A 24,787-nucleotide genomic window follows, 5' to 3' on the forward strand; every position below is an offset into this window, starting at 1 on the left:
ACAGTGTTAGGGGTGTATATGGCGAGTGTGCGGGAGACGCGGACAGGCCGCTTTGAGCTGACCATCAGAAACAAGCTGCTGCCCAAGCCGGTGTATTTGACTTTTGAAACGCGTCCAGAGGCCGATGCTTATGGCAAGCAGGTCGACATGCTGCTAGCTGCCGGCGTTGTGCCAGCAGATCTGGCCAGGACTGATGCCGAGCCCAAGCCGACCGAAAAGCTGCGCTACATCATCGGTGCCTGGATGAATACAGGCCAGCCCGCCAAGAGTGACATGGAGATCCTGCGACTCTTGCAGATCGAGCTGGGCAAGGTGCTCATTGCCGACATCACCTACAAGTGGGCCGAGGCCTGGGTGAAAAGCATGAAGCTCGATGCGAGCAAGAACTACGCGCCCAGCACCATCCGCAAGCGGATTGGCTCACTCTCGCGCTGCTTTGACTGGTGGCTTCGGCAGGCGGACGGGGTGAACTTCGGCAACCCGCTCAAGCTGCTGCCCCGTGGTCTGGCTTCATACAACGGCAAGGACCGTGAGGAGATCGCGCAGGCCAACGCCGCCGGCGTGCCTGGTGCGCAGGCCTTGTCTGTACGTGTGGACGTGAGCCGCGAGCGGCGTCTCTTCCCTGGAGAGCAGGAGAAGATCGAGCGGGCCATGGCGGGTGAAAAGCGGCCGGATCGTGAGCGCGCTCTGGATGCGCCCGACATGCCTGCGCTCTCTGTGCTCTTTAGCTTGATCGTTTGGACGGGGTTGCGGTTGCGAGAGGCCTACACCTTGACGCGTGGCCAGGTCCAGCTCGATGCGCTCAAACTGCGCGTGCGCACCAGCAAGCAGTGGCACGGGAATGTGAAATGGCGTGAGGTGCCGGTGCGTCCGGAGCTATTGCCCGTGCTGCGTGAGTATCTGGAAGTGCTGCCGAATGAGGGTGCGGAGCAACTGATTTTCCCGTTCTGGGATGGTGACCCTGATGAGATGGATCGTGTGTCGCACAAGCTGTCAAACCGTTTCAGGACGGTGTTTGCTTATGCTGATTGCCAGGGGCTGGCTGAGCATGATTTGCGGCATGAGGCGACCTGCCGCTGGTATGAGATGCGTCACCCGAAAACGGGTGACTGGATGTTCCGTGAGGTGGAGATACCTGGAATGATGGGCTGGGCTCCGGGGAGCAAGATGCCCCAGCGCTACGCCAGCTTCCGAGCCGAAGACTTGGCCATTCGCATGTATGCTGATGTGACTTATTGAGGGTGCGGGTTCAAGCTCATCATTACTAATGTCAGCGAAATAAATCACATGCGTCAAACAATTCCAGCGCCGGTAATCTCTGCTTGTGTAGAAGTCATATCTAGAAGAGAGAACCATTCATCATTGAATAATCTTTTTATGCATGCTGGTGCCCCAGGTGATCCACCCATCGGTGCCAAGCCCGCAAAATGTTTAGAGTGGTTGCGTCGTGTGAATGCTGATGAGGCGGTGCAGCCCTTGCAGGTGTTGGGCAAGCTGATAGAGATGTACATGGAGGAGGATCTCCAGAAAAAAACCTTCCTTTTCGGTTCTGGCCCTGAGGAGGTTCCCACTGCAGATCAAGAGAAAATTCAGCAGGCACTGTCCAGGTGTGATCTTCAGTACGCGCGCGGCGGGAAAATTACAGGGACTCTAGGTTCACCAACGAGAGCATTAGAGGACTTCATCAGGGCGCGTGACATACCAGCAGTTGATCTGGAGTTCAATCGAGCCCTTGCGAATGTGGAGCTGAGTCCAAGAGAGGCGGTATCAGCGGCAAGCAATATCCTTGAGAGCATATGCAAGGTCTATATTGCTGAACGTGGTTTGGAAATGCCGAATAAGCAGGACTTGAAGCCAGTATGGAACGTGGTGCGCAAAGATCTAGGATTTGATCCTGGCGCAATCGAGGATCAGGATCTACAGGTAATTCTCACTGGATTGTTTGGGGTAATCGATGGAATTGGTGCTCTTCGGACTCATGCAAGCTCAGCACATGGGCCGGGTGTGAAAACCTATAAGTTGGAGCCTCGACACGCACGACTAGCTATTCACTCAGCGCACACTGCAGCGCTCTTCATTCTCGAATCTTGGGAAAAGCGTAAGAAGTGATTTAGGGCTAGCTCAGGCGGGTATTGGTAGTGAGGGAAGTTGGGGTGGTTCGCGGCGCTGGCCACGTTTGCGATGCCCCTGGCTGGTCGGCAGCATCGGTGGCGGTGCAGCCTCGGCTTTGGTCGAGGCCTTGCCTTTTTTAAGCGCGGCTGCGCGGGAGCCTTGCAGCTCTGCTTTACGCTGTGCGGCTTCGCTCAGTGCCATTTCATTAAGGCACTGGAGCAGTGCTTGGCGTGGGATGACCCAGCTCTTGCCGAACTTGATGCCTGGCAGGTCGCCGCTGCGGATGCGCTCCTCTGCCGTTTCTTTGTCGCATTTCAAGAGAGAGGCAATTTGCACGGCCGTGTAGATATCGCTATCGATGATTTGATCTGCGGCTTCCATGATCAGGCTCGCTTTCTTTGTTCTTGTTTGTAGGTTGTCAGGGTGGTCATGCTGCTGTCCGCCTGGTAGACATCGCCGCCGGCGGACTTGGTGCGGGCCACCAGGCGCTGTGCAGCCAGGTGCACTTCGCGTGCGGTGAGCTGTTGCAGCTGGTACTCGTGCAGATCCAGCATCGCGCCCAGTGCATCCAGCTCGTGGAAGTGGATATCGCTGGGCACCCAGTTCTCGGCATAGCCGCTGCGCTCCTGGTAGGAGGCGCAGGCCTGGAGCGCGGCCGTGATGTGCTCCTGCAGGCCGCGCACGACGCCCATCTGCTCAATCTCTTGTGCTATCAGCATGCTGGAATGCAGAACCACGTATTCGTTGTGGGTGGCCACGCCTTCGCGCATGTGTGCAAAGGCTGTGCGCAGTGAGCCCATGGTCTCAGCAACCTCGGCCGGCGTGAGCTTGCTGTTGTGCTGGTTGAAGACCATCAGGGGGTTGCGCCCATGCTGTCGGGGTTGCTGGTAGAAGTGACGGCGGCTCATGCAAGTACCTCACCTTTTTCAGAGATCCAGTTGTCGCAGCAAGCGTGTGCCTTGACCTCGAAATGATGCTGTCTACAGAACCGCTGAAAGTAGCCAGGCATTGAATCCCTCATGAGCTGCTGCTGCAGAAAGTAGGCGCAGGTGGAGCAGCGGGGTACATGCTCCTGATAGCCAACCTTTTTCTTGAGTTGCGATAGTTTGCTCATGCGTGAGCTCCTGCAACCAGGTCATGAAAGATGCCCTGCAGCGCAGCCGAAGGCAGGCAAGTGCTGGGCGCGGCTCTCTTCGGTTTGCGCCGCGATTCAGGGGTGCGGTAGTGCTCGGCATAGCAGGCCTTGCACACGCTGAGAAGCGCAGAGTTCCCCCGGCCAGCGAAGAAGAACTCCTTGTCGTCTGGCCATAGTTCATTGCATTTGATGCATGGCTTTTCTGCGGTAGTCATTCGATGGACTCCAGCTCATCGGTGCCGAACGCTTCCTGTGTGGGCAGTCCCCCGCTCTTGCTGTGGAAGGTGATCTGCCAGCCGTCCTCCAGGACGCCTGACACAGTACCTTCCTTCCACACGAATGCATTGCGGCGCTCTGTCATTCCGGCTTTGAGGACTCGGGCACGTTTGCCGACAATTGGGTCGGCTTTGTAGGGCTCCAGTTCATCGGCTGTGAAAATGCCGCTCTCGTGTGCGCGTGGGCCAAACATCACGGGGATGCCGCCACCAGGCAGGCCCTGCTTGACCACACCCACACGGCCGCAGGTCTTACGCAGCTTGTTGTTGGGGCCACGCAGGCCGTCTTTAACGCGTACTACGCTGTCAATTGCGAACCCCACCCCCTGCTGGCCGGGGGCAGCCGCAGGCTGCTGCTCGTCATCGCCTTCGGCCTGGTCATCAACTGCGGCCGGCGAGGAGGGCGGCAGATCCTGCGATGCCACAGCATCGACAGGAGCTGCATCGTTGCCCTGCGCTTCAGCGCCTGAAGTGGGTGCCTGGGCGTCAGCCACAGGCGCCCCATCAACGCCTTGCGCGGCTGCGGCCGCGCCTGATTCCTGCAACTCTTGCAATGCCTCGGCGATTTGTGCAGACGCATGTGCAGCGCTAGTTTTTGGCACCTCGTTGGCTACAGCGGCAGAGCCCTTGCCCGCCCCCTTTTTGCTTCGCGCAGCACCCCCGCCAGCCCGCGCAGCCGGTTGTAGGGGTAGACCGCCCTTCGGAGCGTCAGGTTGAGCGGAGGGCTTGGGCAGAAATTTATCGGTGGCAGCCGCTTTGAGCGTGCTGATTGCCTTTTGCAAGCCTTCACCCATCGCGGCGCTGGCCACCAGCATCAGTCCCTCATTGGAGACGCGGTATCCATAGGTGGGGTTGTCGATGCGGTTGTCTTGCTGCATCAGGCAGAGCATGTGCAGCTGGTCAGGGCGCTTGGTTTCTTTGGCGTGCTCGATCAAGGCGCTGTGCGCGGCAACCCGGCCCAGGCCGAGTACATCGGCGACTGCAGCGACGTCATCGGTCGCAAGGCTGTGCACCATGCGCAAGAGCAAGAAGCGGTGGATCTCTGTTGTGAAGCCGATCCCTTCGTCATTGCTGATGGCCTGCCAGGCTGTGTCCAGCAGGTCATCGCGCCAGGCTCGCTCGTACTGGTTCTTTGCCTTGGCTTCAGCTTTTGCTTTCTTGTCGTTGGCAAAGTCGCGCACTTCTTTGCTCACTTCTTTGGCTGCTTGGGCTTGGCCATCAACAATCTTCAGCAGCCGCAGCACTGTTTCATTGGGCAGCGCATCGATCAGCTCGCCCTTCTTGCGCGGGTTCTCGATCTTCACGGGCTGGATGCCCTCGGCCTTCATCTGTGTCCCGATGATCTTGCGCAGCGGCTCGTTGGTGGGGCTGTCCTCGGCCGTGTCCAGGCGGCGATAGCCCTTGATCTTCGCGTTGTAGTAGCTGCCGGAGGCGAGCTCCTCGGCTTCCTTGCCGACGATGACGCTTTGCCCCTTGTCCTTGGCTTCCCGCACCATCAGAGCGGTGTGCGCATCAGTCTTCTTGTGGAAGCAGCTGGGGTCTGTGCACACGTCTGCACTCTTGATGTCGCTCCACAGCTCCTGGTTGGCTCCGGTGCGCTTCTTGCAATCGGTGCAGGTGCCCGCTTCAGGCAACAGGCTGGCGTCGGAGATCTTGAAGCGCGCGGTGTCCAGCTTCAGCATGAACTCGCTTTGCACGTGCTTGGCGCATTCGCGGTAGCTGGGGACGTCGCCTTGCCAGTCTGGCTTGGTCATGTACGCGACCGCCTTGAGCTGCAGCTGTTCGTTCGGGATGCGGGCCACAAGCAAGGCCTTGCTGAAATCAAATTTGCCTTCGCGCAGCTCCTCGCGGGCCTTCTGGCAGAGGTCCAGCAGCTTGAGCCTGCCGTAGACATAGCCACGACTCTTGCCGATCTTTTCGCCCACCTGGTCGGCGTTGAGCTTGCTGTGCTTCATCAGCGACTCATAGCCCTCGGCCTCTTCCAGCTCGGTCACATCCTCGCGCTGCAGGTTCTCGATGACCTGGACTTCAAGGGCCTGCTCGTCGGTCATCGGGCGGATCATCGCTGGGATCTGAACCACCTTGGCCAACTGGCAGGCACGCCAGCGGCGCTCGCCAGCTACCAGCTCATATTCGGGCGCGGGCTGCTTGAGTGCGCGGGCCTCGCGGTGCGTGTCTTCCAGGCGGTGGCCTGGCAGTGGGCGAATCAAGATAGGTTGATGCACACCGCTGGCCGCGATGCTGTCTGCCAACTCCTGCAGCTTGGTCGGGTCGAAGCGCTTGCGCGGGTTGGTCAGGCTGCGGGCAATGCTGACGATTGCCACATGGTCCATGCGCTCGCCGGCGCCTGGCGTGGGCAGGGCCTGGGTGACGGTGTCGTGTGCTTCAGTCATTCTTCAGACTCCAGTTCAAGCTGCAGTTGTTGGCGGCATTCGTCGCCCCATTTGCAGGCGTGCTGCCATGCTTCCTCGATGGTCTCGGCGTAGATCCATTGCGTGTAGAAGCTGCCGAAGTTGGGGTGATTGGTGTTGTTGCCAGAGGGGGCATGGAACTGGATCGCATAGCCCGTGAAGCCAGAGGCCCAGAGTGCGGCCAGGCACTCGCTGACATCGTTCTGGTCCTCTTCGCACAGGTTCACCAGTTCCTGGCGCAGCGGCATAACAGAGGGGTGAAGTTCGATGACCGGAGCCAGCAGGTCGTCCAGCAGCTCATCGCCTTTGAGGTCAATGTCGTGCGTGAACGTGGCGCATGCCAGGTCGATGATCTGCCCTGCACGGATGAAGTGCTTCAAGATCAGCTCAGCGCGTAGGTGGCCGTTCATGCAGCACCTCCGTTCGCGCTCTTGTTGGTCCATAGCACCTTGGCCTCAACCAAGCAGCGAGACGCCGTCCACTTCGGGTGTTCACGTTGGATCTGTTGCGCCAACTTCTGGATGCCTGGCCTGCGTACCCCATCTGGCAGGGTCTGGGTTCCGCCCTGCATCATCTTCAGCGCATTGGCAAAGGAGATGGTGCGGATCTTGCTCAAGGGGGCGCTGTGGCTGCGGGCCACGATCAGGTGGTCGTTTGCTGGCAGAGACACGGTTTGATGCTCGAAGACCTCCCGCTCAAAGATGCGGGAGAGTCCAAAGTGCTTGCGCAGCTTGTCGGTCATGACATCGCCCAAGCCAGAGCCCTGGGGTGCCCAGATGATGATGCTGGCGGTCATGCTGCTGCTCCCGAAGTGACGTGCTTCAAGACCTTGGCCAACTGCTTGGCCTCGTGGCGGGCATCGTGCAGAGCGTGGTGCTTGATACCCTCAAACGGGCCAACGTCCTTGGCACCCTTGTGCATGTCCAGAACGGTGCGCATGTCGCGGTCATTCCACCAGGCCCAAGGGCGTGTCAATTCAAGGTAGTCGGCGTAAAGCGAGGACAAAATCACGTTGTCAAAGCTGCTGCCATTGCCCCAGACCTTTACGCTCTTGGGGTCGGCATAGGCATTCACCCATTGGCTGAACGCTTGCAGCGCCTCACTGGCTGGGATGGAGTTGGCAGACAGGAAGCTCGCGGCCTTGGCCTCATCGCTCTGTTTGAGCCACCAGTCGTTGGTTTCTTGATCAATGCCCCGATTGGGTTGACTTGCATGCGTGACGGACTCGTGAAACTCGGCCACAAACTGCCCATTTGCGGTGAGCGCCACTGCTCCGATGGAGATGACGGTGGCATTGGGCTTGGTGCTCAAGGTTTCCAAGTCCAGGACGATGTGCGCTGCAAGCAGGCGCTCGGTTGCGGGCTCCATGCCGTAGATGAACCCTGCGACGGCAGGCTGCTTGCCCAGCCAGCCCACGGCATCAATCGCCAGGGAGTGGGCGGGAGTCTCCAGGCGCATGCCTGGAAGCGGGGCTGGAATGTTGACGTGCACCTGGGCGCGGCCCTCGGGCAGGCTGTCGATGATCAGGGTGATGCGATTCAGATCAGGCATGTGCTGCCTCCTTTGCTGGGGTAGCTTTTGGCTGCTTGGCGCGGCCGTGGACTTGGATGTTTGTGGTCATGCCCATGGTCATTCTCAGATGCGCCACGGGGGAGGTGACAGTCACGCGGGTGCCGCGCTTCATGCCACGTGCGGCTTGCTCGGCTTCATGGCGCAAAGCGGCCGGGTAGACTTGCTCGGAGCGAACCGGGCTGTTGTTGCAGCGGTCGGCCTTGATGAGCAGGCAGAGCACGGGCATGGGGGTTTGGTCGTCGCCCATGAGCACGGTGCGCACTTCGGCGTCATGAACCAGCTCGCCGCTGAGTTCGATCAGCCCATCTGGGTGGGTGTCGTTCATCACAGCACTCCAGCGTCGAGCGCCACGCGCAGCGCAGCCAAGGTCAGGGCCGCTGCACAGAATGCCGCCCAGCGGATATAGGCGCGCCGGTTGCGTTTGCGCATGCGGGGTGTGGGTACCCCGTCCAGTTGGATGATTGGTGTGCTCATGTCCGCCCTCAAAATGGATAGGGGTTGCTCTCTTCGATCAACTCACGGACAAAGCCGGTGTACTGCTTTGCTCGGTCGTAGCTGTCGTAGGCGCAGTAGTTGATTGCCTCGTACGCGTCGTCCTCGATGCGGTGGCGCAGTCGCTCGCGGGCCAGCCTGCACATCGCGTCCAGATCCAGCGCGGGGCGTGATGCGGCAGTCAGCGGCGCGACCAGCTGGAAGACTTGGGTATCGGTCCCATCAGGCAGATCGACGGTCATGCGGACGGTCACCACAGGTAGCTGGCGAGGGCGCAGTGCAACATCCACGGCATGGATGTACTTCATGTCCTTCAGGCCCAGCGCGCGCAGCAGGGCCTTGTTGGTATGGAGTGCTTCCTTCATGCCTCGGCCCTCCGGGCGCTGATGGGGTGGGCGTTGCCGAAGCGGACCATTGCGCGAGCGATGGCATTGCAACTGCTGTTGGCAAGGGTGGTGCGGCGCTTGCGGCCGCTGGTGACGATGTAGCGGGTCAGCATTCGTGCACCTCCACCAGCCAGCCGTGGTCGTCCATTGCGCACAAGGCGGTGCGCTTCCATATGCGGCCTGCTTCGTCAGCGCGTTGCAGCATGACAACCCATTTGCCAACTCGCTCAGGGCAGTGTTCTAGCTCGTGCTTCATGCGATGCCGATCTATGCATACCAAGCCACCGCCATGCAGATAAGAGAGTTGGTTGTTGTTCCTGGGTACAAATCTAGGCGCGGATACCGGAGATGTTTCTGGCAGAAGCACCTCATCAAGCAGCAATGCATTCGGCGGCGGGATGTCCGACGGCGCTCTGGTATCGACAACCCAGAATCGGCGCTCGTTGTCGGCCGCTGGGTTGTAGTCAATGCCCGCCTGCATGAAATGCAGAACTGGTTTTGCTGTGCACACGTGTGCACAGGCTTGTGTGGTGCTCATCCTCTGCTCCTTGGGCAAGAAAAAGCCCGCCTGGTCGGGGCGGGCAGATCCTGCTGAGCACATGCGGCACCACTCGGGCGCGAAAAAAAGGCCGCATAGCCCGTGGCAAGTAAGAGAGGGAGGGAGGAGAAGAACCACGGGCGCGGCACAAACCTAAGCGCATTGGTCGGGGTGGCAATGCGCTTAGGTTTGCCCTGCACGGGGCAGGGCGAGGCACCAAGGGATGCCGTATGTGCTCAGCAGGTTGTTAACGACCGGGGCTGGCCCGGTCGATGCCGTGGAGCCCGCAACTCACGCGAGTCGCGGGATGGACTTTAGCTCACTAAAGTTTAGTTTGCAAGCTGGCTAAATGGATTTCTTAAGTGCGCTCAACGAAAGCGGCGTTCGACAGCTCGTACTACTCCAACAATTCTCATGTCCGGCGTGAAGGTTTTCATGGGATAGCGCTCGTTGAGAGGCTTGAGATACCAATCCGAGCCGTCCTTCACAAGTTGCTTGAAGGTGGATTCCTCGCTGCCGTTTTTGGCGATTACAAAGTCGTTAGGCAGAGGCTCTAGATCAGGCTCAACGATGATGATCATGCCTTCCTTGAAGTCAGGCTCCATTGAGTCGCCTTCAACTCGCAGAGCGAAGGTGTACTGCCTGACTGGAACAGCAGTCGGGATCTGCTCTGCATCACTTGCCATCGGGGAATAGTTGTTTACCAATTCTTTTGGGTTGCCCGCTTGGACGCTAGAAAGAAGGGGCACAGTGCCGCCCATATTCGGGCCTAGCGCCACATTGGATGCTTCTGTAGCAAGTCGAGGTCCATTGCCTGTAGCTAGCCATACGGCACTGAAGCCGGTGACTGCCTGGATGCCTGCAGCTGAATCGGACTTCAACTCTTTAGTGTCACCGCTGAGCCATTGCGTCACTGCGCTTTGGGACTTCTTCGCGGCTTTGGCGATCTCGGTGCGAGTAAACCCCGCGTCTATGAGTGCCTGGATGCGATCTTTAAGGGCCATGGATTAATTAAGCCACCTAAACACTTTAGGCTGCTTTCGTTTGTGACTTGAGTGTGCTAAAGTCAACCGCATGGAAAAGTCTCATGCGTTTGAACTGTTGGGTGGTACGGCCGCGTCAGTCGCGCGCGAGTGCCGGATTACACCGTCTGCGGTATCGCAATGGCCTGATGAGCTGACAAAGGATCAGGTCGACCGCGTTCAAGCAGCGCTGTGGCGTAAGCACGTTGCTGCGATGAGTCAACTAGGTATCCAGTCTTCGCAGGAGTCAGCCCATGGCTGATCGCCTGACTTTCACCCACCGCCCAGATCGGAGCTGCACAGCTGCCGGGCGTTTTGTCTCCTCGCTCCATCAAGGTGCTGCACACGCGGGCAGGTGTGTGCGGCTTGTTGTGCTGCGGGCGGTGGGTTTCTTTATTCATGGGGGCAGTGTCCCTGCCGGCGCTTCCCTGATCAACGCTGAAATTTCAGCCATTCAAGGGGAAGGCCAATGACGCGGCGTTACTCCAGCATCGACTGGCGCGATGTTTTCTACAACTCGGTGCGCAAGGCCAGTGGCGGCGTGGCGGCGGCAGCTGCATACCTGACCGACAGGCGTGAGAAGTCAATCCATCGTGAAGATCTCCGTCGCCGCCTGCGAGGTGCTGACGGCGAAAGCTTGACTCTGGAAATGGCCGAGCTGCTGACTGAGTGGATGCAGGAGATCCGCGAGCCTGGTTGGCGAGATTGGCTCAAGGCGCTCAATAGCCAGTTTGGACTGGTCACTATGGAGCTGCCTCCTCCCCCTGCTGGCGGGTGGGCGTGCGAGGCATCGGCCATCCGGGAGAAGGCTCTCCAATTGAACGTGCAGGGCGGCCAACTGACTGAGTTGGTCATGAAGGCCACTGACGACAAGCGGATCTCGAAGGCCGAGGCCGAGGCCATCGAGAAGCAGGCCATGGCAGAGATAGAGCTGCTGTATCGCACGGTGCGTAATGCCCGCCGCGCTGCAGGCCTGGAGGTGTCGCCATGAGACCCGCAGGAGAAACCAACAAGGCACTGCTGCAGGCCTTGGCATCAGCGTGTGCCAAAGGTGGTGGCCTGACTCTGCGCGAGCTGGCTGCAGCTGCACAGGTGGGGCTGGATGCCGCCACCAAAACCATCAAGAACATGAATCGCCGGGGGCGTGTGTGTGTGCTGAACACGCGCCGCGTCCCTGGTCGCAATCGTCCGGTAGCGGTGTATTCGCTGCCGGTTCCGCAGGATGCCGCCAATGAAGCGGTGATCCATCTTTCTGCAGCAATGCGCGTCTGGGGGTAAATGGATGGAGTTGGTTCGCGTTGTCGGTGTTGGGGACGCCGGCGTGAGTTGTTTTTTTCTGCGGGGAGGTGCGCATGACTGACGATAAGCCAGCAGTGCCACAGGCCCCGGTCCCGGAGTGGGACAAGATACCTGCAGAGCTTGCCCAGCGGCAGCAGTGGGTGCTCTGGCGGTTTGAGTGGGACGAAAAGCGCTCTGCCTGGTTGAAAGTGCCCTATTACGTAGGGGGCGGTCGTCGCTCTGGCGATCAAGGCAGCGACCGCGACCGCCAGCGCCTGGCCACGCTGCCAGTGGTGCGCACTGCGTTTCAACGCAAAGAAGGCCTGCCCGACGCCTGGAGCGGGATCGGTTTTGGTTTTCTGCCCGGTGATGGCCTGATAGGTATCGACCTAGACAAGCACGTGGACCCGGCAACGGGCGCGATGTCCGACCGCTGCAAGAAGATCATTGCGGCCTTCAATACCTTCACCGAGATCTCGCCAAGCGGCACAGGTGTGCACCTGTACCTGCAGGGGCACACGCATACGGCCAAGGACAACGGCATCGGCGTTGAGATGTTCTGCGAGAAGCAGTATTTCACCGTCACCGGCAAGCATGTTGATGGCACGCCTCTGGAGGTTGCTGTAGCTGATGACGCAGCCATTCGTCGCATGCATGTGACGATTCAAGAGGCCAAGGACAAGCGCGCGGCCGCAGCCCAGCCTGCCCAGCCAGCGCAGCGTGCTGCAGGGGGTGGAGAGTCGTCCGGTGGCAATGACTTTGCCAAGGTGAATGCCAAGGCCATGGCCTCGCTTTACGCCTGGGTGCCTGCGCTGTTTGGTGGCCGCGAGTTGAAGAAGGGACAGGGCTATCGGGTCACGTCAAAGGCTTTGGGGCGCGATCTGCAGGAGGATCTGTCCATTCAGCCCGAAGGCATCAAGGATTGGGGCGTGGCCGATATGGGCGATGCCCGGGAAGGAAGCCGCTCGCCCATCGATCTGGTGATGGAGTGGGGGCCAGGCACAGGAAAGCCCGCCGAGGCGCTCAAGTGGCTGGCTGGTGTGTTGGGCATCCAGTTGGAAGCTCCGCGCGCGAACCAGCAGGCTCCCGCAGGGGGAGGTGGGGCTACGCCGCCGTCTGCAGATCCTTCAGCTCAAGCTGCTGGCGATGGTGGTGGCGATGAGAAGCCCAAGAAGAAGGGCAAGAAGCGCAGCCACGACGAAAGCCTGGACGCGCTCTACGACAAGCTGGTCACGGGCAAGAACGGCCTTATGGATTGCCGGCCGAACGTGATGTATTGCATGCAGCTCGACCCGGAGCTGGCGGGCCTGGCCCGTTACAACACCTTCACCATGCAGCTGGATCGCAGTCGCGAGGCTCCATGGGGCCGCGAAGCGGGCGTGTGGGAGGAAGAGGACGACATGATGTTGGGCGAGTACCTGCTGCGGGTGCATAGCCTGAACATCGCCGCCAAGAGCACGTTGCGTGATGGTGTGCAGATGGCGGCCCGCCTGGACAAGTACAACCCGATTGAGGACTTGATTCGGGCCGAGGAGTGGGACAAGACACCGCGCCTGGAGCACTGGCTTACCAAGGTCTACGGGATCGAGGAGCGGCCGTACACAAGGCTGATTGGCAAGTGCTTCATGATGGGCCTGGTCAACCGCGCCATCAATCCTGGATGCAAGTTCGACTACATGCTGATCTTGAAGGGAACGCAGGGCTTGAAGAAGTCCTCAGCCTTTCGTGCGCTGGCTTATCCGTACTTCACCGACAACGCCATCAAGGTGGGCGACAAGGATTCGCAGCTGGCCCAGCAGATGGCCTGGCTGGTGGAGTCTGCCGAGCTGGAGTCCTTGAACAAGGCTGATGCTACGGCGATCAAACAGTATCTGTCGGCACAGGAGGATTGGTTTCGGCCACCCTACGGCGCGCAGATGATCAAGGCCAAGCGTCACTTTGTGAACGTGGGCACGACCAATGCGGATACCTTTTTGCGAGACGCCACGGGCGACCGGCGCTTCTGGCCGTTGGAGATTCAGGATGTCTATCCCGAGGTACTGACCGAGATGCGCGGCCAGTTGTTGGCCGAGGCTCTGCACCGTCTGAATGAAGGTGAACGCTATTGGCCTGACCGTGAGGAAGAGAAGACTTTGATCTTCCCGGAGCAGGAACCGTTCAAACGGTCAGACCCTTGGGAAGACCGCCTGGATGCTTATGTGAACGGGTTGGATGGCTTGAGCAAGGCCGACAAAGCGCCTTGCAATCGCGAATTCTTCCCGCGCACAGAGTTGTATGACGCGCTGCAGATCAAGAACGACCGCGTGGACAGTGCTGGGCAGATGGATCTGCGCATCAGCAATGCGATGAAGGCGCTTGGCTTCAAGGCGCATAGGGAGACAACAGGCGGGCGCAGGCGCGGCTTTATACGTGTGCCAAAGGAAGACATCAGCGCAGTAGCTGGGCCTGCTGTGGCGCAGCCTGATGCCCGCGATGAAGGCCCGGAATGGCCATACGACTTGGACGCGGCAGGGAGTGGTTATGACCTGCCGATTTGATTTGAACGCCGTGGAACGCGGTAGGATGCTACGCGGGCTGGTCACGCCCCGTCTGGGTGGATGCGCATGCATCCGCGCAGCCGGTCATGTCGCCACCGCCGTCCTCCCCGCCCACCTCCGTCCACCCTCCGTCCATGGGGGGTGGACGGCGCAAGCTGTTGAAATTCAACAGTTTTTAGCGATCCGTCCACCCGTCCACCCCAAGGCGCGTACCCACACACATGAGCGTGTGTGCGGACAGGCGCACGCGTGTCTGTGCGCGTACGCGGAACATTTTTTTTATTTTTTGGGTGGTCAGTATGGACGAATGGACGGATTGAGGATTGGCGCGGGTTTGCGCCGTCCACCCTCCGTCCACCCCTCGTCCACACGTATGCACAGTTGGGGAGTTGCGGCATGAATAAACCAGCCAGTTTGAGAGACGCCATGCCGGAAACGGCGGATTGGGTGGACCAAAAGCGTGTGGAGTGGGGCCGGGACTATGTGGACCAGTGCATCCGCCGCGCACTCAAGGGCGAGCCGGGGTGGTTCTACGCCATCGAGAACGGCAAGGTGCTTGGCACGCCGTGGCCTGTGGATGCAGTAGGTGCGGTGATCGATGGCGGCAAGCGCTCGGTCGCACAGATACAGCAGGCCGCTATCCTGCTGGGTGCCAGCTTTGCCGGGTTCATGCGTGAGCCTGTGAAGGGAGGCCACTGATGGCGCGTATTGAGCACATCAAGCGCAGGCTGGATAACTGGGCGTTGTGGAAAGCTCGGCTCAACAGTACCGGCCTTGGCTTTCATTCGGTGAATGTGCTGGCAGTGGATGTGTGGAGCCGCAATAGCTACAACGGCAGCATGATCCCGCACATAGACCAGGAAGGCGAAGAGACGGACCAGGCGGTGGAGGCTTTGAAGCCTGCAAAGATCCACCTGTACCAGACGCTCCATGCTTACTATCTGCAGGATATGGGCGTGCAGCTGATCGCCCGCAGCACAGGCAAAAGCCCCAGCACCATTCACTCGCACTTCGATCAAGCAGACCACTTCATCGCTGGCTGGTTGCAGGAGCAGGCACGGCTGAGGGAAGAGAAAGAGGCATTGGCCCGTGGCCGTGAGTACATGGCAAAGCAGGGGAGTTTGACACCATAGAGAGTTGCGCTACATTTCAGGCAAGCTAGTGCTCAGTGACCCCAACCACTGAACGCATGCCCCGATAACCCCGCCAGTTTGCGCTGTGCGGGGTTTTCTTTTGGGCGCGCTTGAGCCGGAATCCTCAAGCCCCAACAGCTCGCTGAGGTACGAGCGATAAAGACCAACTGGCACCACAAGGGTGGACCAATGCCGGGCCTCCCCATTACCGCGATGCCTAGAGCGCTAGGGGCCGTGTGTCTGGGTGAACGACACAGCATTTGAGGTTGGCACTTGAATGCGAGACCAGTCAACGGTTGCGCCATCAACGCTGGAGCCGTAACCAGCAAATATTCAGGAGACATCACCGTGCCGTCAGCCGCCCCGCGCCCTTGCTCTCATCCTGGCTGTGGCGTGCTGGTCCGCGATGGCACGGGCCGATGTCTAAAGCATCCGAAGCAGTCATGGGCCAAGAAGCCCACCGCTGCCAAGCGCATCACGGGCAGGCCTCTGCAGCGTCTTCGAGCTGAGCTGTTCGCCCGTGAGCCGCTGTGCCGGGAGTGCCGGCGCAATGGTGTGGTCAAGCTGGCAACCAAGCGCGATCACATCCAGTCGCTCGAAGAGGGTGGCACCGACACCGATGACAACGTGCAGCCCCTGTGTGACGACTGCCACGACATCAAGTCCAAGGCCGAGCGGGCACGCGGCGTCAAACGGGCATGGGCCGGATATCGATATGAATGAGAAGGATTCTCATTTGAAAACACAGGCAGGGGGAGGGGGGTGAAAAAAGTCTGACCCAGGCCGACCGGAAACCGAGCCCCCAGGCGAACTTTTATGGGAAACGAAAACTACCCCCTGGGGGTTTAACCAAGGACGACCATGACTAGCAAGACTGCGGAGTTTGCGGTCCAGCCGCCAGCCGTGGGTGCTGGGCAGGTAACAGGGCTCAAAACAGAAATCGATTCTCCGGCTGCGCCCCAGCAACTGCAGCTGACGGCGAGCGAGCAGGAGCTGTACGACTACATCTGCGATTCGCTGCGCAAAGCCGGCATCGAGCACATGACAGCCGGCATCCCAATTGCCGTGATCGTTCGCACCTTTGCTGACTGGCTCAAGGCCGTCGAGAAGTGCGAGAAGGAAGGGCGCACCCAGACATCGAAGACTGGATGGGTCACTGAAATGCCATGGGCCAAAGATGAGGTCCGCCTCAAGATGGAGCTGGGCCAATGGTTGCCGAAAGCATGTTTGACCATTCCGTCTCTGGCGCGAGTGCGCAAGGACACGGGAGTGCAGGGCGGGCAGGACGACCTGTTCGGCGCACTCGTCGGGCACGCTACCGCCTCACCAGGAAGCATACCGACGCACTGATACCAGCCCAGCTGCAGCAGTGGGATGTTGAGTACGGCTTGCCCGTGCTGCGCAACGAGATCAGCACAGGGCGTTATACGTACCTGGCAGTCGTGCGCCACTACCGGGACCTGCAGGAGGCCGGTGCCCGTGGCCTGGTGTTCATGCCCAGCTACAGCTGGCACATGATCCAGTTCATTGAGCAGTTCTTTGTGCACATCAAAGGTCCGCTGGCTGGCAAGCCCATCTTGCTGGACCCCTGGCAGAAGTTCTGGACAGCCGTGAAGTACGGCTGGCGTCATGCGGACGACCAGCGTAGGCGCTTCACACGGGCATATGAGGAGGTCGCGCGCAAGAACGGCAAGAGCACGTGGACTGGGCCGCAGGGCGCCTATCTGTTCTCCATGGACGGCGAGGCCGGCGCCGAGGTGTACGCGGTGGCGACCACCCGCAAACAGGCCATGTCGGTTTTCAAGCCGGCATTCGACAACATCAAGCGTTGGGCGCGTCGTTCTCCAGGCGTGAAACGCAGCTTCAAGATCCATGAGGGCTTGAACCAGGAGAGCGTCCAGATGGACGCCAGCGTGTTTGCTCCGCTGCCAGCCAATGCCGATAGCCTGGACGGCTTGAATCCTTCCGCTGTTCTCTTTGACGAACTGCATGCCCAGGCTGACCGGGACGTGTGGGACGTTATGGAGTCAGCCCTTGGCGCTCGGCGGCATCCGTTGTTGTCGGCCATCACCACGGCAGGCTTCATCCTCAATGGCATTTGTGTTGAGGTGCGCGGCTACCTGGTCAGTGTGTTGGACGGCAAGCGCCTGGATGATGACCTGTTTGGCTACATCTACACGCCGGATGTGGGCGATGACCCCTACGACGAGCGCAACTGGATCAAAGCCAATCCTGGTCTGGGTCGCAGCAAGACATGGGACTACATGCGCGCCCAGGCCCGCAAGGCCAAGGCTTTGCCAGGCGCGCGGGCCAACTTCCTGACCAAGGACCTGAACATCTGGTGCAACAACGCCGAAGGCTGGTTTGACATCCAGGTATGGGACAAGGGCGGCAAGCCATTCAACCGCGACAAGCTCAAGGGCCGGCGCTGTTTCGGCGGCCTGGACCTGGCCAGCGTGCGCGACTTGACGGCGTTCGTGCTGGTGTTCCCGCCGCTTGAGGGAGAAACCACGGTCCACATCCTGGCGTGGTTTTGGGCGCCCGAGTCCAAGCAGGATGAGGAGTCAGATGATGAGGCCAACTATCGGCAGTGGGCCGAGGAAGGCTGGCTCACCCTCACGCCCGGCAACGTTACTGACTACGGTGCGGTGTATGACGTGGTCGTTCAGGCCGGCAAGGACTACGAGATTGAGCAGTTGGGCTTTGACGATTGGAACGCCCAGCAGCTGGTCAACGATCTGCTGGCTGCGGATCTGCCCATGGTCAACATCCCGCAGAACACGGGCGGCATGGGGCCAGGCAGCAAAGAGCTGGAACGCATCGTATATGGAGGCCTGCTAGCTCATGGCGGCAATCCGGTGCTGCGCTACTGCGCGGGCAACGTCTCGCTGCTGTTCGATACCAACGGCAATTACCGGCCCAACAAAAAGGCCAGCAAGGAAAACGGCCGCATAGACGGCATCGTGGCCGCAGTGATGGCCCTTGGGCGCATGGCTGCACCTGACGACAGCGGGGATGAGGACGGCTTCTTCTGCAGCCCAACAACGAAATGAGCGATCAATGAAATCACAACTGCATCAGCGGCGGCATGGCCGCGTTCGCGCTGCTGTCGATGCGCTGCTGGGCAAGTCCGTGAGCATCAGCGACGCACCAGGCACGGCGGCCATCTTCGGCGTGGATCTCGATACGGGCATGACAGTCAGCCCGCGCACGATGCTGCAGCTCTCGGCTGTTTGGTCGTGCGTGAGGCTGATTGCCGAGACGATTGCCACGCTGCCACTCAGCATCTATGAGAAGGACAGCAAGGGAAAGCGTGTCGCTCCCCAGCATCCGCTGCACCTGATCGTGCACGACATGCCGAACCCGGACGCGACGGCGGCCGTTTTCTGGGAAGCCATGGTGGCCGCCATGCTGCTGCGCGGAGCTGGTCGGGCCGAGCGCCTGGAGTTCAACGGCCGCCTGGTCGGCCTGGTGTACCTTGACCCTGACCGCCTGGCGCCAAACCGAAAGGACGGCAGCGTTGTCACCGAATGGCGCTACAGGGACAAGAGGAACCGGCAGCGGCTGATTCCGGCCAGCAAGGTGTGGACGGTGCCTGGCTTCTCGCTGGACGGTGAGAACGGCGTCAGCGTAGTGCACTACGGCTCGGCAGTGTTTGGCCAGGCAGGCGCTGCAGAGCGCGCGGCAGGCCGCGCGTTCCGCAATGGTGCCCTGCAGAACCTTTACTACACCTTCAAGGATTGGCTCAAAGAAGATCGGCGCAAGGAATTCCGAGAAAACGTCATGGGTCTGATAGACCAGGGCAAAACGCCGCTTCTGGAGGGCGGCATCGAAGCCAAGACGTTGAGCATCAATCCCAAGGATGTGCAGCTGCTGGAGTCTCGGGGCTGGAGCGTGGAGGAAATCTGCCGCTGGTTCCGCGTGCCCCCCTGGATGGTCGGTCATACCGAGAAGACCACCAGCTGGGGCAGCGGCATCGAGCAGCAAATGATTGCTTTCCTGGTCTTCACGCTGGCGCCCTGGTTGCGCCGCATTGAGCAGTCGATTAGCAAGGACCTACTCAACCCCGCTGAGCGCTTGCGCTACTACGCCAAGTTTGCCGTGGAGGGCCTGTTGCGCGGCGACAGTGCGGCGCGTGCAGCCTTCTACACGGCCATGGTCAACAACGGCATCCTGACCCGCGATGAGGTCCGGGCGCTTGAAGACCGTGAGCCCATGGGCGGCAATGCTGCCGTGCTGACCGTGCAGTCAGCCATGACGACCCTGGACGGCCTCGGCCAAGTCAACCCTGATGCGCAGGCGGTGGCTCTGCTACGGCAGCTGCTGGCTGCTGAACCTGAGCCCCTGAAAGGCTAAACACCATGAGTATGAAATCCCTTCCGGGCGCCCCAACGGGCCGCCCGAGCGCCGGCGTGCGCAGCGAAATTCTTCCCCGTGCATTCGACCGCTGGAATCCTGGCGTGCAGGCAGCGGTTGATGAAGGTGAGGATCGCAGCATCAGCATCTATGACGTCATCGGCTACGACTACTGGACGGGCGATGGCGTGACAGCACGGCGAATCGCCGGGGCGCTCCGCTCCCTTGGTGCTGGCCCTGTCACCGTGAACGTCAACAGCCCCGGCGGCGATGTCTTCGAGGGTTTGGCCATATACAACCTGCTGCGCGAGCACCAGGGCGAAGTGACGGTCAAGGTGCTGGGCCTGGCCGCGTCGGCCGCCAGCATCATCGCCATGGCCGGCGACACCGTGCAGATTGCGCGGGCCGGCTTCTTCATGGTGCACAACGTCTGGACCGTCGCTGCAGGCAATCGCAACGATTACCGCGAGCTGGCCGACTGGCTGGAGCCATTCGATTCAGCCCTGGCCGATATCTATGCGGCGCGCACCGGCGCTGACGTGAAAGCCATGGGCAAGCTCATGGACGCGGAGTCCTGGATCGGTGGCAGCAGCGCCATAGACCAGGGCTTTGCTGATGAGCTGCTGCCATCCGACCAGGTCAGCCAGGGCGGTGCCAAGGCACAAGCCAATGCCGCCCGCCGGCTGGAGGCAGCTCTGCGCGCCAGCGGCCTGCCCAAGTCCGAGGCTATGCGCCTCATCAGCGAGTTCAAGTCCGGCGTGGGTGACCCCGCCGGCAGCGGTGAGGGAGATCCCACCGAGCGCAGCTCTCCAACAGCTGCTTTTGCCACCGGTGGAGCGTCCGCACTGTCGGGTTCTCTTGCCAATTGCTTCGCTTCACTCTGAAAGGTACTACCGTGAAAAAGTCTCGTTTTATCTCCGTCGTGGTCCTCGCCGCACTCGCCGTCGCATCTGTGGCTGCTCAGGCTGCTGGTGTGGATGTTCCCGGCTTCATCGCTGCCCACCCCGATGTCTTCGCAGGCCTGTCGATGCTCGGCTTTGCCGGCTCGGTCAGCGTGGAACAAGAATACAAGCAGGTCCAGGCGGACCTGAAAAGCGTGGGCGACCAGCTCAAAGCCTACGCGGAAACAACCCAGAAGGAGCTGAAAAATCACGGCTCCATGACGGCCGAGACCAAGGCCAGCGTGGACAAAATGCTGGTGGAGCAAGGCTCTTTGCAGGCGCGACTGCAAGCTGCTGAGCAGGCGCTTGCCGGCCTGCAAAACGGCGGTGGCGGTGCTGGGCGCCCTCAGACGCTGGGCGAGAAGGTCATCAGCAATGAAGCGCTGATGGGCTTCAACCCCAGCCTGCGCGGCTCTGTCTCGGTCAAGATCGGATCTATCCATAACGCAGTGTCCGGTGCCCCGGATTCTGCAGGTAGCCTGATTCAGCCCACTCGCCTGCCTGGCATCGTGGCTCCCCCGCAGCAGCGACTGTTTGTGCGTGATCTTTTGAACTGGGGTCCTACGTCCTCGCCCGATATCGAATACGTTCGTGAAACGGGTTTCACGAACAACGCCGATGTCGTTGCCGAGAACCCGAGCAATCCGAAGCCCCAGTCCGATATCGCATTCGAGCTGGACTCTGCCAAGGCGGCAACCATCGCTCACTGGGTCAAGGCTTCCAAGCAGGTTTTGTCTGATGTGCCCATGCTCCAGGCCTATATCGATGGGCGCCTGATCTACGGCCTGAAGCTGAAAGAAGAGGCTCAGCTGCTCAAGGGATCCGGCGTAGGCGTGAACATCAACGGCATCTGGACCCAGGCTTCGCCTTACTCGAATCCGGGCGTCATCGTGCAGGATGAAACCATGCTGGACCGTCTGCGCATCGCGATGCTGCAGGCTGAGCTGGCCGAGTACACCGCCGACGGTCTCGTGCTCAACCCCATTGACTGGACCCAGATCGAGCTGACCAAGACCAAGGACAACGCCTACCTGTTTGCTACGCCGCATGGTCTGGCCGTGCCTGGTCTGTGGGGACGCCCTGTGGTGTCTTCGCAGAGCATGACCAAGAACGAGTTCCTGGCCGGCGCCTTTGCACTGGGAGCTCAGGGATGGGACCGTGAAGACGCGAACGTCTCTGTGAGCAACCAGGACGGCGACAACTTCGTCAAGAACATGGTCACCATCCTGGCGGAAGAGCGCATCGGCCTGACGGTCTTCCGCCCCGAGGCATTCGTCAAGGGCGACTTCACGGGCGTCGGCCCCACTCCCACCCCCTGATTGAAACGGTAGAGCAGTGCACACGTGTGCACTGCTCGCAAATACAGGAGAGTTTCATGAAACAAGTAACTGTGAAGGCCGTGGCGGGGTTTGAGCACAACGGCAGCAAAAAGCCCGGCGATGTTTTTTCGGTCAGCGAAATGCATGCCGCTCAGCTCAAGGCCAAGGGCTTGATCGAGATTGAAGATGAGGGCGGCACAGGCCAATCTGCAGATACGCTGAAGCCCGAAGCGCCCGAAGCGCCCGAAGCGCCCGAAGCGCCCGAAGCGCCCGAAGCGCCCGAAGCGCCCGAAGCGCCCGAAGCGCCCGAAGCGCCCGAAGCGCCCGAAGCGCCCGCCGCCCCCGCTGTCCAGGCCGAGAAGCCTGCAGGCGGCAAGAGAGGCGGTAAGTAAATGGCCATTGAGCTTGTCACTCTGGCGCAGGCAAAGGCCCATCTGCGTGTCACTCATGTCCACGAAGACAGCGATATCCAGCTCAAGCTCAACGCCGCCACTCGGATGGCCTTGGCATTCCTGGATCGCGATGTCTTCGCCACTCAGGCCGAGCTGGACGCTGCTGTATCCGCTGGCACAGCGCGGCCATGCCCGCTCCTGGCAACGGATGACGACATGGACATGGTCCGGGCCGGCATTCTTTTAACGCTGGGCGACCTGTTCGCCAACCGCGAAGAGGTTGTGACTGGGACTATCACTTCGCAGTTGCCTACGGGTGCCAAAGCCTGTTTGCTGCCTCTGCGCCGCTTGGGAGCTTGATCATGGCTTGTGCTGATTGCGAAGCCCGCCGGCAGTGGATGCTGAAGTGGGGGAAGGAGAGTTTGAATCGTGCGAAACAAATCCTCGGCATTGCAGACGCGCCAGTTGCTGCAGAGCCAGCAGCAGCTGGTGATGGAGATGCGGGCTCAGACGCAAGCCTTCAACCGCCTGGCCCAGTCGATTGAGGAACTGGCCGAAGCCATTGCGCTGGACTACGTAGAGCAGGAACTGCCCCCCAATGTGGGCCTTGATGGGAGGACGCTGGGATGATTCGCGCTGGCTCTCTCAATCATCCGCTCAGTCTGCAGCAGCGGCAGACCGGCCGGGACCCGGACACGGGTGCGGTCATCAATGAGGCCTGGATCGAGATCGGAAAGCTCTGGGCCCGCATTGAGCCGTTGAGTGTTCGGGCATTCATAGCCGCTGCTGCAGCGCAGAGCGAAATATCGGCCCACATCGTCACGTACCGAGATCCGCGTGTGAAACGTGGCATGCGCTTTGTCAGCGATGACGGCACCATCTACCGCATCGCGGACGCTCTTCCTGATAAGAAGAATGGCCGCGAGTATCAGACCCACCCAGTCAGCGAGGGCGTGAACGATGGCAAATGACGTCAAATTCACACTGAGCGGCGCGGAAGAGTTGCGCAAGCGCTTGCTTGCATTGCCGCGCGAGCTGCAACTCAAGCCTGGTCGGTCTGCGCTGGGTAAGGCTGCAAGCCTGGTGCGCAGGCAAGCCAAGATCAATGCAGAGAGCATTGATGATGCTGAAACGGGCCGCAAGATCTCGGACAACATCATTCAGCGATTTCGCAGCCGCCACTACAAGCGCACAGGCGACCTGATGATCAGCGTGGGCGTCGGCACTGAAAAGGGCCGCATCCCGAAGGGGAACCCAGACACTGGCCCCAAGGGCAACACCCCGCACTGGCATTTGATTGAGCTGGGCACTGAGGTGGCAAAGCCTCAGCCGTTTCTTGTGCCGGCAGCGCAGGCCACGGCTGAGCAGGCAATCAATTTGTTCGGCACCGAGCTGGACAAGCAGATCACCAAGATCGTGAGCAAGCTGAAATGACTGTGCCTTTTTACCGTGTGGCGAAGGCGTCGCCTGCAGTGCTTGCCGAGCTGGGTGACCCGGAGCCTCGTATCTACCCCTGGGGCGAAAACGACGATGCAGAGCGTGTCTACCCCTATGTGACGTACCGCACCGACTTGCTACCCGACAACGTGCTGGCCGGTCGCGCATGCGCCGATGAGGGGCAGCTCTCAGTTGACATCTGGGCAGAGTCTGACCAGTCAGCCAAGGCGGTGCGGGATGCCCTGCGCAACGCGATTGAGCTGAACTGTTACATCAACACCATTCGCGACATGGGGCGTGACCCCTCAACGCGTACCTACCGCATCAGCCTGGACGTGAGCTGGTGGGTTCGCCGTACTTGATTTTTTCACTCATCCCGCCACGCGCGGAAACCACCGAAAGGAACCGCCATGCCTATGTTGCCCCAAGGCACGCAGCTCTATGCGCTCATGCCAAAAGACGCAGGCGCTGCTGAAGTTATCAAAGTCGCTTGCGCGCTGACCGTCGATACCGGCGAGGACGAGCGTGACGAGCACGATGACACTTGCCTGGAAGAGATGGAGTCGAAATCCACCTTTCCCGGGTTGATCACCCCTGGCGATGCCACGTTCACGGTGCGCATCGATCCCGCTGATCCGGGCCATGTCAAGCTCTGGTCCCTGTACAAGGCGCGCACCAAAGTGCTCTGGGCCATGGGCTGGGGCGACGGCGTGGACATCGATCCCACCGCCCCTGCAGCTGCTAATGAAGACTGGGAGCTGCCTGAGACGCGTACCTGGAGTACCTGGCGCGGCCATATCTCGGGCATGAACTTCGCGGGCTTTGAAGCGGGCGGGGCGCCCGTGCAGGGCTCTGTCAAGATCAAGCGCTCCACTGCGGCTGAATGGCTGGTGAAGGGCCGCGCACCATGAATATTCAGGACTTGATGAACCGTGGTGGCTTTGTCGATTCTGCGCCCGTCCACAAGGAAATCAAGTGGCTGGATAAGGACGGCACGATCCACATCGACCATATTTGGGTCGTGCGTCAGCCCTTCGGCGTGATGGAAAGTTTCTCAGGCAAAGGGGAGCCTGACCGCAGTCAGGGGGCCAAGATGATCAGCCTCTCTGTCCGCTTGGGCATTGAAAAGCCCTCTGAGCAGCTGACCTATGACCAGGCATACAACCTTTGGCCATCGCTGGCTTGGGCCATGGTGATCGCCATTAATGAGGTCAATGCCCCAAAAAACTCTCAGCCGCCGATGAATTCCTCCACGAGCTCGTCCTCGCAGGCATCGGCGGCTGGACAGTTGCGCAAGCCAAGGCGAACCTCAGCTACGAAGAAGTCCTCGCGTGGCAAGAGTACCGGCGGCTCCACGGCCCCTTGACTCTTGCCAAGCACATTGCCAATGCAGGGGCCACGGTGTCGCTCACTGTCAGCAGCACCGTGCCCCGCAAGCGGGGCAGCAAGGC

35 protein-coding genes are annotated in these 24,787 nt (G+C 60.4%); 21 read left to right on the forward strand and 14 right to left on the reverse strand.

Going from position 1 to position 24,787, the window contains the following annotated elements; translation table 11 throughout:
* The first annotated feature begins 18 nt into the window (after positions 1–18).
* Positions 19–1,239 carry a tyrosine-type recombinase/integrase gene (locus tag EAO39_RS07160; protein WP_120966790.1) on the forward strand — a complete coding sequence of 407 codons (1,221 nt, stop codon included), beginning with the start codon at positions 19–21 and terminating at the stop codon, positions 1,237–1,239.
* 48 nt (positions 1,240–1,287) lie between these two features.
* The gene (locus EAO39_RS07165; RefSeq protein ID WP_120966791.1) at positions 1,288–2,109 is read left to right on the forward strand and encodes an abortive infection family protein; all 822 of its coding nucleotides are present in this window, start codon (positions 1,288–1,290) and stop codon (positions 2,107–2,109) included.
* A 12-nt stretch (positions 2,110–2,121) separates the two neighbouring features.
* Here the strand turns inward: EAO39_RS07165 and EAO39_RS07170 are convergent, their stop codons facing one another.
* From EAO39_RS07170 to EAO39_RS22490, 14 genes are all read right to left on the reverse strand, one after another.
* Positions 2,122–2,493, reverse strand: coding sequence for a helix-turn-helix domain-containing protein (locus EAO39_RS07170; protein WP_120966792.1), 372 nt, complete (start codon positions 2,491–2,493; stop codon positions 2,122–2,124).
* A 2-nt stretch (positions 2,494–2,495) separates the two neighbouring features.
* Complete coding sequence (locus EAO39_RS07175; RefSeq protein WP_120966793.1) at positions 2,496–3,020, reverse strand: hypothetical protein; 525 nt, start codon at positions 3,018–3,020, stop codon at positions 2,496–2,498.
* Entirely contained in the window at positions 3,017–3,226 is a 210-nt protein-coding gene (locus EAO39_RS07180) for a hypothetical protein (RefSeq protein WP_120966794.1), read from the reverse strand. The genes EAO39_RS07175 and EAO39_RS07180 overlap by 4 nt, the downstream gene beginning before the upstream one ends.
* 232 nt (positions 3,227–3,458) lie before the next feature.
* The gene (locus EAO39_RS07190) at positions 3,459–5,915 is read right to left on the reverse strand and encodes a ParB/RepB/Spo0J family partition protein (RefSeq protein WP_120966796.1); all 2,457 of its coding nucleotides are present in this window, start codon (positions 5,913–5,915) and stop codon (positions 3,459–3,461) included.
* Positions 5,912–6,343 carry a hypothetical protein gene (locus tag EAO39_RS07195; RefSeq protein WP_120966797.1) on the reverse strand — a complete coding sequence of 144 codons (432 nt, stop codon included), beginning with the start codon at positions 6,341–6,343 and terminating at the stop codon, positions 5,912–5,914. Before EAO39_RS07195 ends, EAO39_RS07190 begins: the two co-directional genes overlap by 4 nt.
* Entirely contained in the window at positions 6,340–6,729 is a 390-nt protein-coding gene (locus EAO39_RS07200) for a hypothetical protein (protein WP_120966798.1), read from the reverse strand. Before EAO39_RS07200 ends, EAO39_RS07195 begins: the two co-directional genes overlap by 4 nt.
* Positions 6,726–7,484, reverse strand: coding sequence for a 3'-5' exonuclease (locus EAO39_RS07205; protein WP_120966799.1), 759 nt, complete (start codon positions 7,482–7,484; stop codon positions 6,726–6,728). Before EAO39_RS07205 ends, EAO39_RS07200 begins: the two co-directional genes overlap by 4 nt.
* Positions 7,477–7,830, reverse strand: coding sequence for a hypothetical protein (locus EAO39_RS07210; protein WP_120966800.1), 354 nt, complete (start codon positions 7,828–7,830; stop codon positions 7,477–7,479). The genes EAO39_RS07205 and EAO39_RS07210 overlap by 8 nt, the downstream gene beginning before the upstream one ends.
* Entirely contained in the window at positions 7,830–7,979 is a 150-nt protein-coding gene (locus EAO39_RS22475) for a hypothetical protein (RefSeq protein WP_162989489.1), read from the reverse strand. Before EAO39_RS22475 ends, EAO39_RS07210 begins: the two co-directional genes overlap by 1 nt.
* 8 nt (positions 7,980–7,987) lie before the next feature.
* Positions 7,988–8,362 carry a hypothetical protein gene (locus tag EAO39_RS07215; RefSeq protein ID WP_120966801.1) on the reverse strand — a complete coding sequence of 125 codons (375 nt, stop codon included), beginning with the start codon at positions 8,360–8,362 and terminating at the stop codon, positions 7,988–7,990.
* Positions 8,359–8,496, reverse strand: a complete 138-nt coding sequence (locus EAO39_RS22480; protein WP_162989490.1) for a hypothetical protein — start codon at positions 8,494–8,496, stop codon at positions 8,359–8,361. Before EAO39_RS22480 ends, EAO39_RS07215 begins: the two co-directional genes overlap by 4 nt.
* Positions 8,490–8,921, reverse strand: a complete 432-nt coding sequence (locus EAO39_RS22485) for a hypothetical protein (RefSeq protein WP_162989491.1) — start codon at positions 8,919–8,921, stop codon at positions 8,490–8,492. Before EAO39_RS22485 ends, EAO39_RS22480 begins: the two co-directional genes overlap by 7 nt.
* Before the next feature lie 368 nt (positions 8,922–9,289).
* Positions 9,290–9,925, reverse strand: coding sequence for a S24 family peptidase (locus EAO39_RS22885; RefSeq protein WP_240466912.1), 636 nt, complete (start codon positions 9,923–9,925; stop codon positions 9,290–9,292).
* 137 nt (positions 9,926–10,062) lie between these two features.
* Positions 10,063–10,344 (reverse strand): hypothetical protein, encoded by a 282-nt coding sequence (locus tag EAO39_RS22490; RefSeq protein ID WP_162989492.1) that lies wholly within the window; start codon positions 10,342–10,344, stop codon positions 10,063–10,065.
* A 68-nt stretch (positions 10,345–10,412) separates the two neighbouring features.
* On the opposite strand from EAO39_RS22490, the gene EAO39_RS07225 reads away from it, so the two are divergent.
* The 19 genes from EAO39_RS07225 to EAO39_RS07315 all read left to right on the forward strand — a co-directional run bounded on the left by EAO39_RS07225 (position 10,413) and on the right by EAO39_RS07315 (position 24,702).
* Positions 10,413–10,934: a phage regulatory CII family protein gene (locus EAO39_RS07225; protein ID WP_043371254.1), complete on the forward strand. Its 522-nt coding sequence runs from the start codon at positions 10,413–10,415 to the stop codon at positions 10,932–10,934.
* Positions 10,931–11,221 (forward strand): hypothetical protein, encoded by a 291-nt coding sequence (locus EAO39_RS07230; protein WP_120966802.1) that lies wholly within the window; start codon positions 10,931–10,933, stop codon positions 11,219–11,221. Before EAO39_RS07225 ends, EAO39_RS07230 begins: the two co-directional genes overlap by 4 nt.
* A 74-nt stretch (positions 11,222–11,295) precedes the next feature.
* Positions 11,296–13,758 carry a VapE domain-containing protein gene (locus tag EAO39_RS07235; RefSeq protein WP_120966803.1) on the forward strand — a complete coding sequence of 821 codons (2,463 nt, stop codon included), beginning with the start codon at positions 11,296–11,298 and terminating at the stop codon, positions 13,756–13,758.
* Between the two features lie 396 nt (positions 13,759–14,154).
* Positions 14,155–14,457 (forward strand): hypothetical protein, encoded by a 303-nt coding sequence (locus tag EAO39_RS07240; RefSeq protein WP_162989493.1) that lies wholly within the window; start codon positions 14,155–14,157, stop codon positions 14,455–14,457.
* Complete coding sequence (locus tag EAO39_RS07245) at positions 14,457–14,891, forward strand: antiterminator Q family protein (RefSeq protein ID WP_120966805.1); 435 nt, start codon at positions 14,457–14,459, stop codon at positions 14,889–14,891. The genes EAO39_RS07240 and EAO39_RS07245 overlap by 1 nt, the downstream gene beginning before the upstream one ends.
* Positions 14,892–15,164: 273 nt before the next feature.
* Positions 15,165–15,614 carry an HNH endonuclease signature motif containing protein gene (locus tag EAO39_RS22495; RefSeq protein ID WP_240466913.1) on the forward strand — a complete coding sequence of 150 codons (450 nt, stop codon included), beginning with the start codon at positions 15,165–15,167 and terminating at the stop codon, positions 15,612–15,614.
* A gap of 138 nt (positions 15,615–15,752) precedes the next feature.
* Positions 15,753–16,241 carry a hypothetical protein gene (locus EAO39_RS22890; RefSeq protein WP_120966806.1) on the forward strand — a complete coding sequence of 163 codons (489 nt, stop codon included), beginning with the start codon at positions 15,753–15,755 and terminating at the stop codon, positions 16,239–16,241.
* Positions 16,242–16,285: 44 nt separating this feature from the next.
* On the forward strand, positions 16,286–17,944 hold the full coding sequence (locus EAO39_RS07260) for a terminase TerL endonuclease subunit (RefSeq protein ID WP_120970799.1): 1,659 nt from the start codon (positions 16,286–16,288) through the stop codon (positions 17,942–17,944).
* Between the two features lie 7 nt (positions 17,945–17,951).
* Positions 17,952–19,247: a phage portal protein gene (locus EAO39_RS07265; RefSeq protein ID WP_120966807.1), complete on the forward strand. Its 1,296-nt coding sequence runs from the start codon at positions 17,952–17,954 to the stop codon at positions 19,245–19,247.
* Positions 19,248–19,252: 5 nt separating this feature from the next.
* Entirely contained in the window at positions 19,253–20,131 is an 879-nt protein-coding gene (locus EAO39_RS07270) for a head maturation protease, ClpP-related (RefSeq protein ID WP_120966808.1), read from the forward strand.
* A gap of 11 nt (positions 20,132–20,142) precedes the next feature.
* Positions 20,143–21,507 carry a phage major capsid protein gene (locus EAO39_RS07275; RefSeq protein ID WP_120966809.1) on the forward strand — a complete coding sequence of 455 codons (1,365 nt, stop codon included), beginning with the start codon at positions 20,143–20,145 and terminating at the stop codon, positions 21,505–21,507.
* A 56-nt stretch (positions 21,508–21,563) separates the two neighbouring features.
* Positions 21,564–21,899, forward strand: a complete 336-nt coding sequence (locus tag EAO39_RS22895) for a hypothetical protein (RefSeq protein ID WP_240466914.1) — start codon at positions 21,564–21,566, stop codon at positions 21,897–21,899.
* Positions 21,900–22,259, forward strand: coding sequence for a head-tail connector protein (locus EAO39_RS07285; protein ID WP_120966810.1), 360 nt, complete (start codon positions 21,900–21,902; stop codon positions 22,257–22,259).
* 69 nt (positions 22,260–22,328) lie between these two features.
* Positions 22,329–22,529, forward strand: coding sequence for a hypothetical protein (locus EAO39_RS07290; RefSeq protein ID WP_162989494.1), 201 nt, complete (start codon positions 22,329–22,331; stop codon positions 22,527–22,529).
* Positions 22,526–22,870, forward strand: coding sequence for a phage head closure protein (locus EAO39_RS07295; RefSeq protein WP_120966812.1), 345 nt, complete (start codon positions 22,526–22,528; stop codon positions 22,868–22,870). Before EAO39_RS07290 ends, EAO39_RS07295 begins: the two co-directional genes overlap by 4 nt.
* Entirely contained in the window at positions 22,860–23,333 is a 474-nt protein-coding gene (locus EAO39_RS07300; protein ID WP_120966813.1) for an HK97-gp10 family putative phage morphogenesis protein, read from the forward strand. The genes EAO39_RS07295 and EAO39_RS07300 overlap by 11 nt, the downstream gene beginning before the upstream one ends.
* A complete protein-coding gene (locus tag EAO39_RS07305; protein WP_120966814.1) occupies positions 23,330–23,698 on the forward strand; it encodes a DUF3168 domain-containing protein in 369 nt (122 codons plus the stop codon). The genes EAO39_RS07300 and EAO39_RS07305 overlap by 4 nt, the downstream gene beginning before the upstream one ends.
* 48 nt (positions 23,699–23,746) lie before the next feature.
* Complete coding sequence (locus EAO39_RS07310; RefSeq protein WP_120966815.1) at positions 23,747–24,247, forward strand: phage tail tube protein; 501 nt, start codon at positions 23,747–23,749, stop codon at positions 24,245–24,247.
* Positions 24,244–24,702: a phage tail assembly chaperone family protein, TAC gene (locus tag EAO39_RS07315; protein WP_120966816.1), complete on the forward strand. Its 459-nt coding sequence runs from the start codon at positions 24,244–24,246 to the stop codon at positions 24,700–24,702. The genes EAO39_RS07310 and EAO39_RS07315 overlap by 4 nt, the downstream gene beginning before the upstream one ends.
* The last annotated feature ends 85 nt before the right edge of the window (positions 24,703–24,787 follow it).

The sequence above is a fragment of the Comamonas sp. lk genome, from assembly GCF_900564145.1.
Classification (GTDB): Bacteria; Pseudomonadota; Gammaproteobacteria; order Burkholderiales; family Burkholderiaceae_C; genus Comamonas.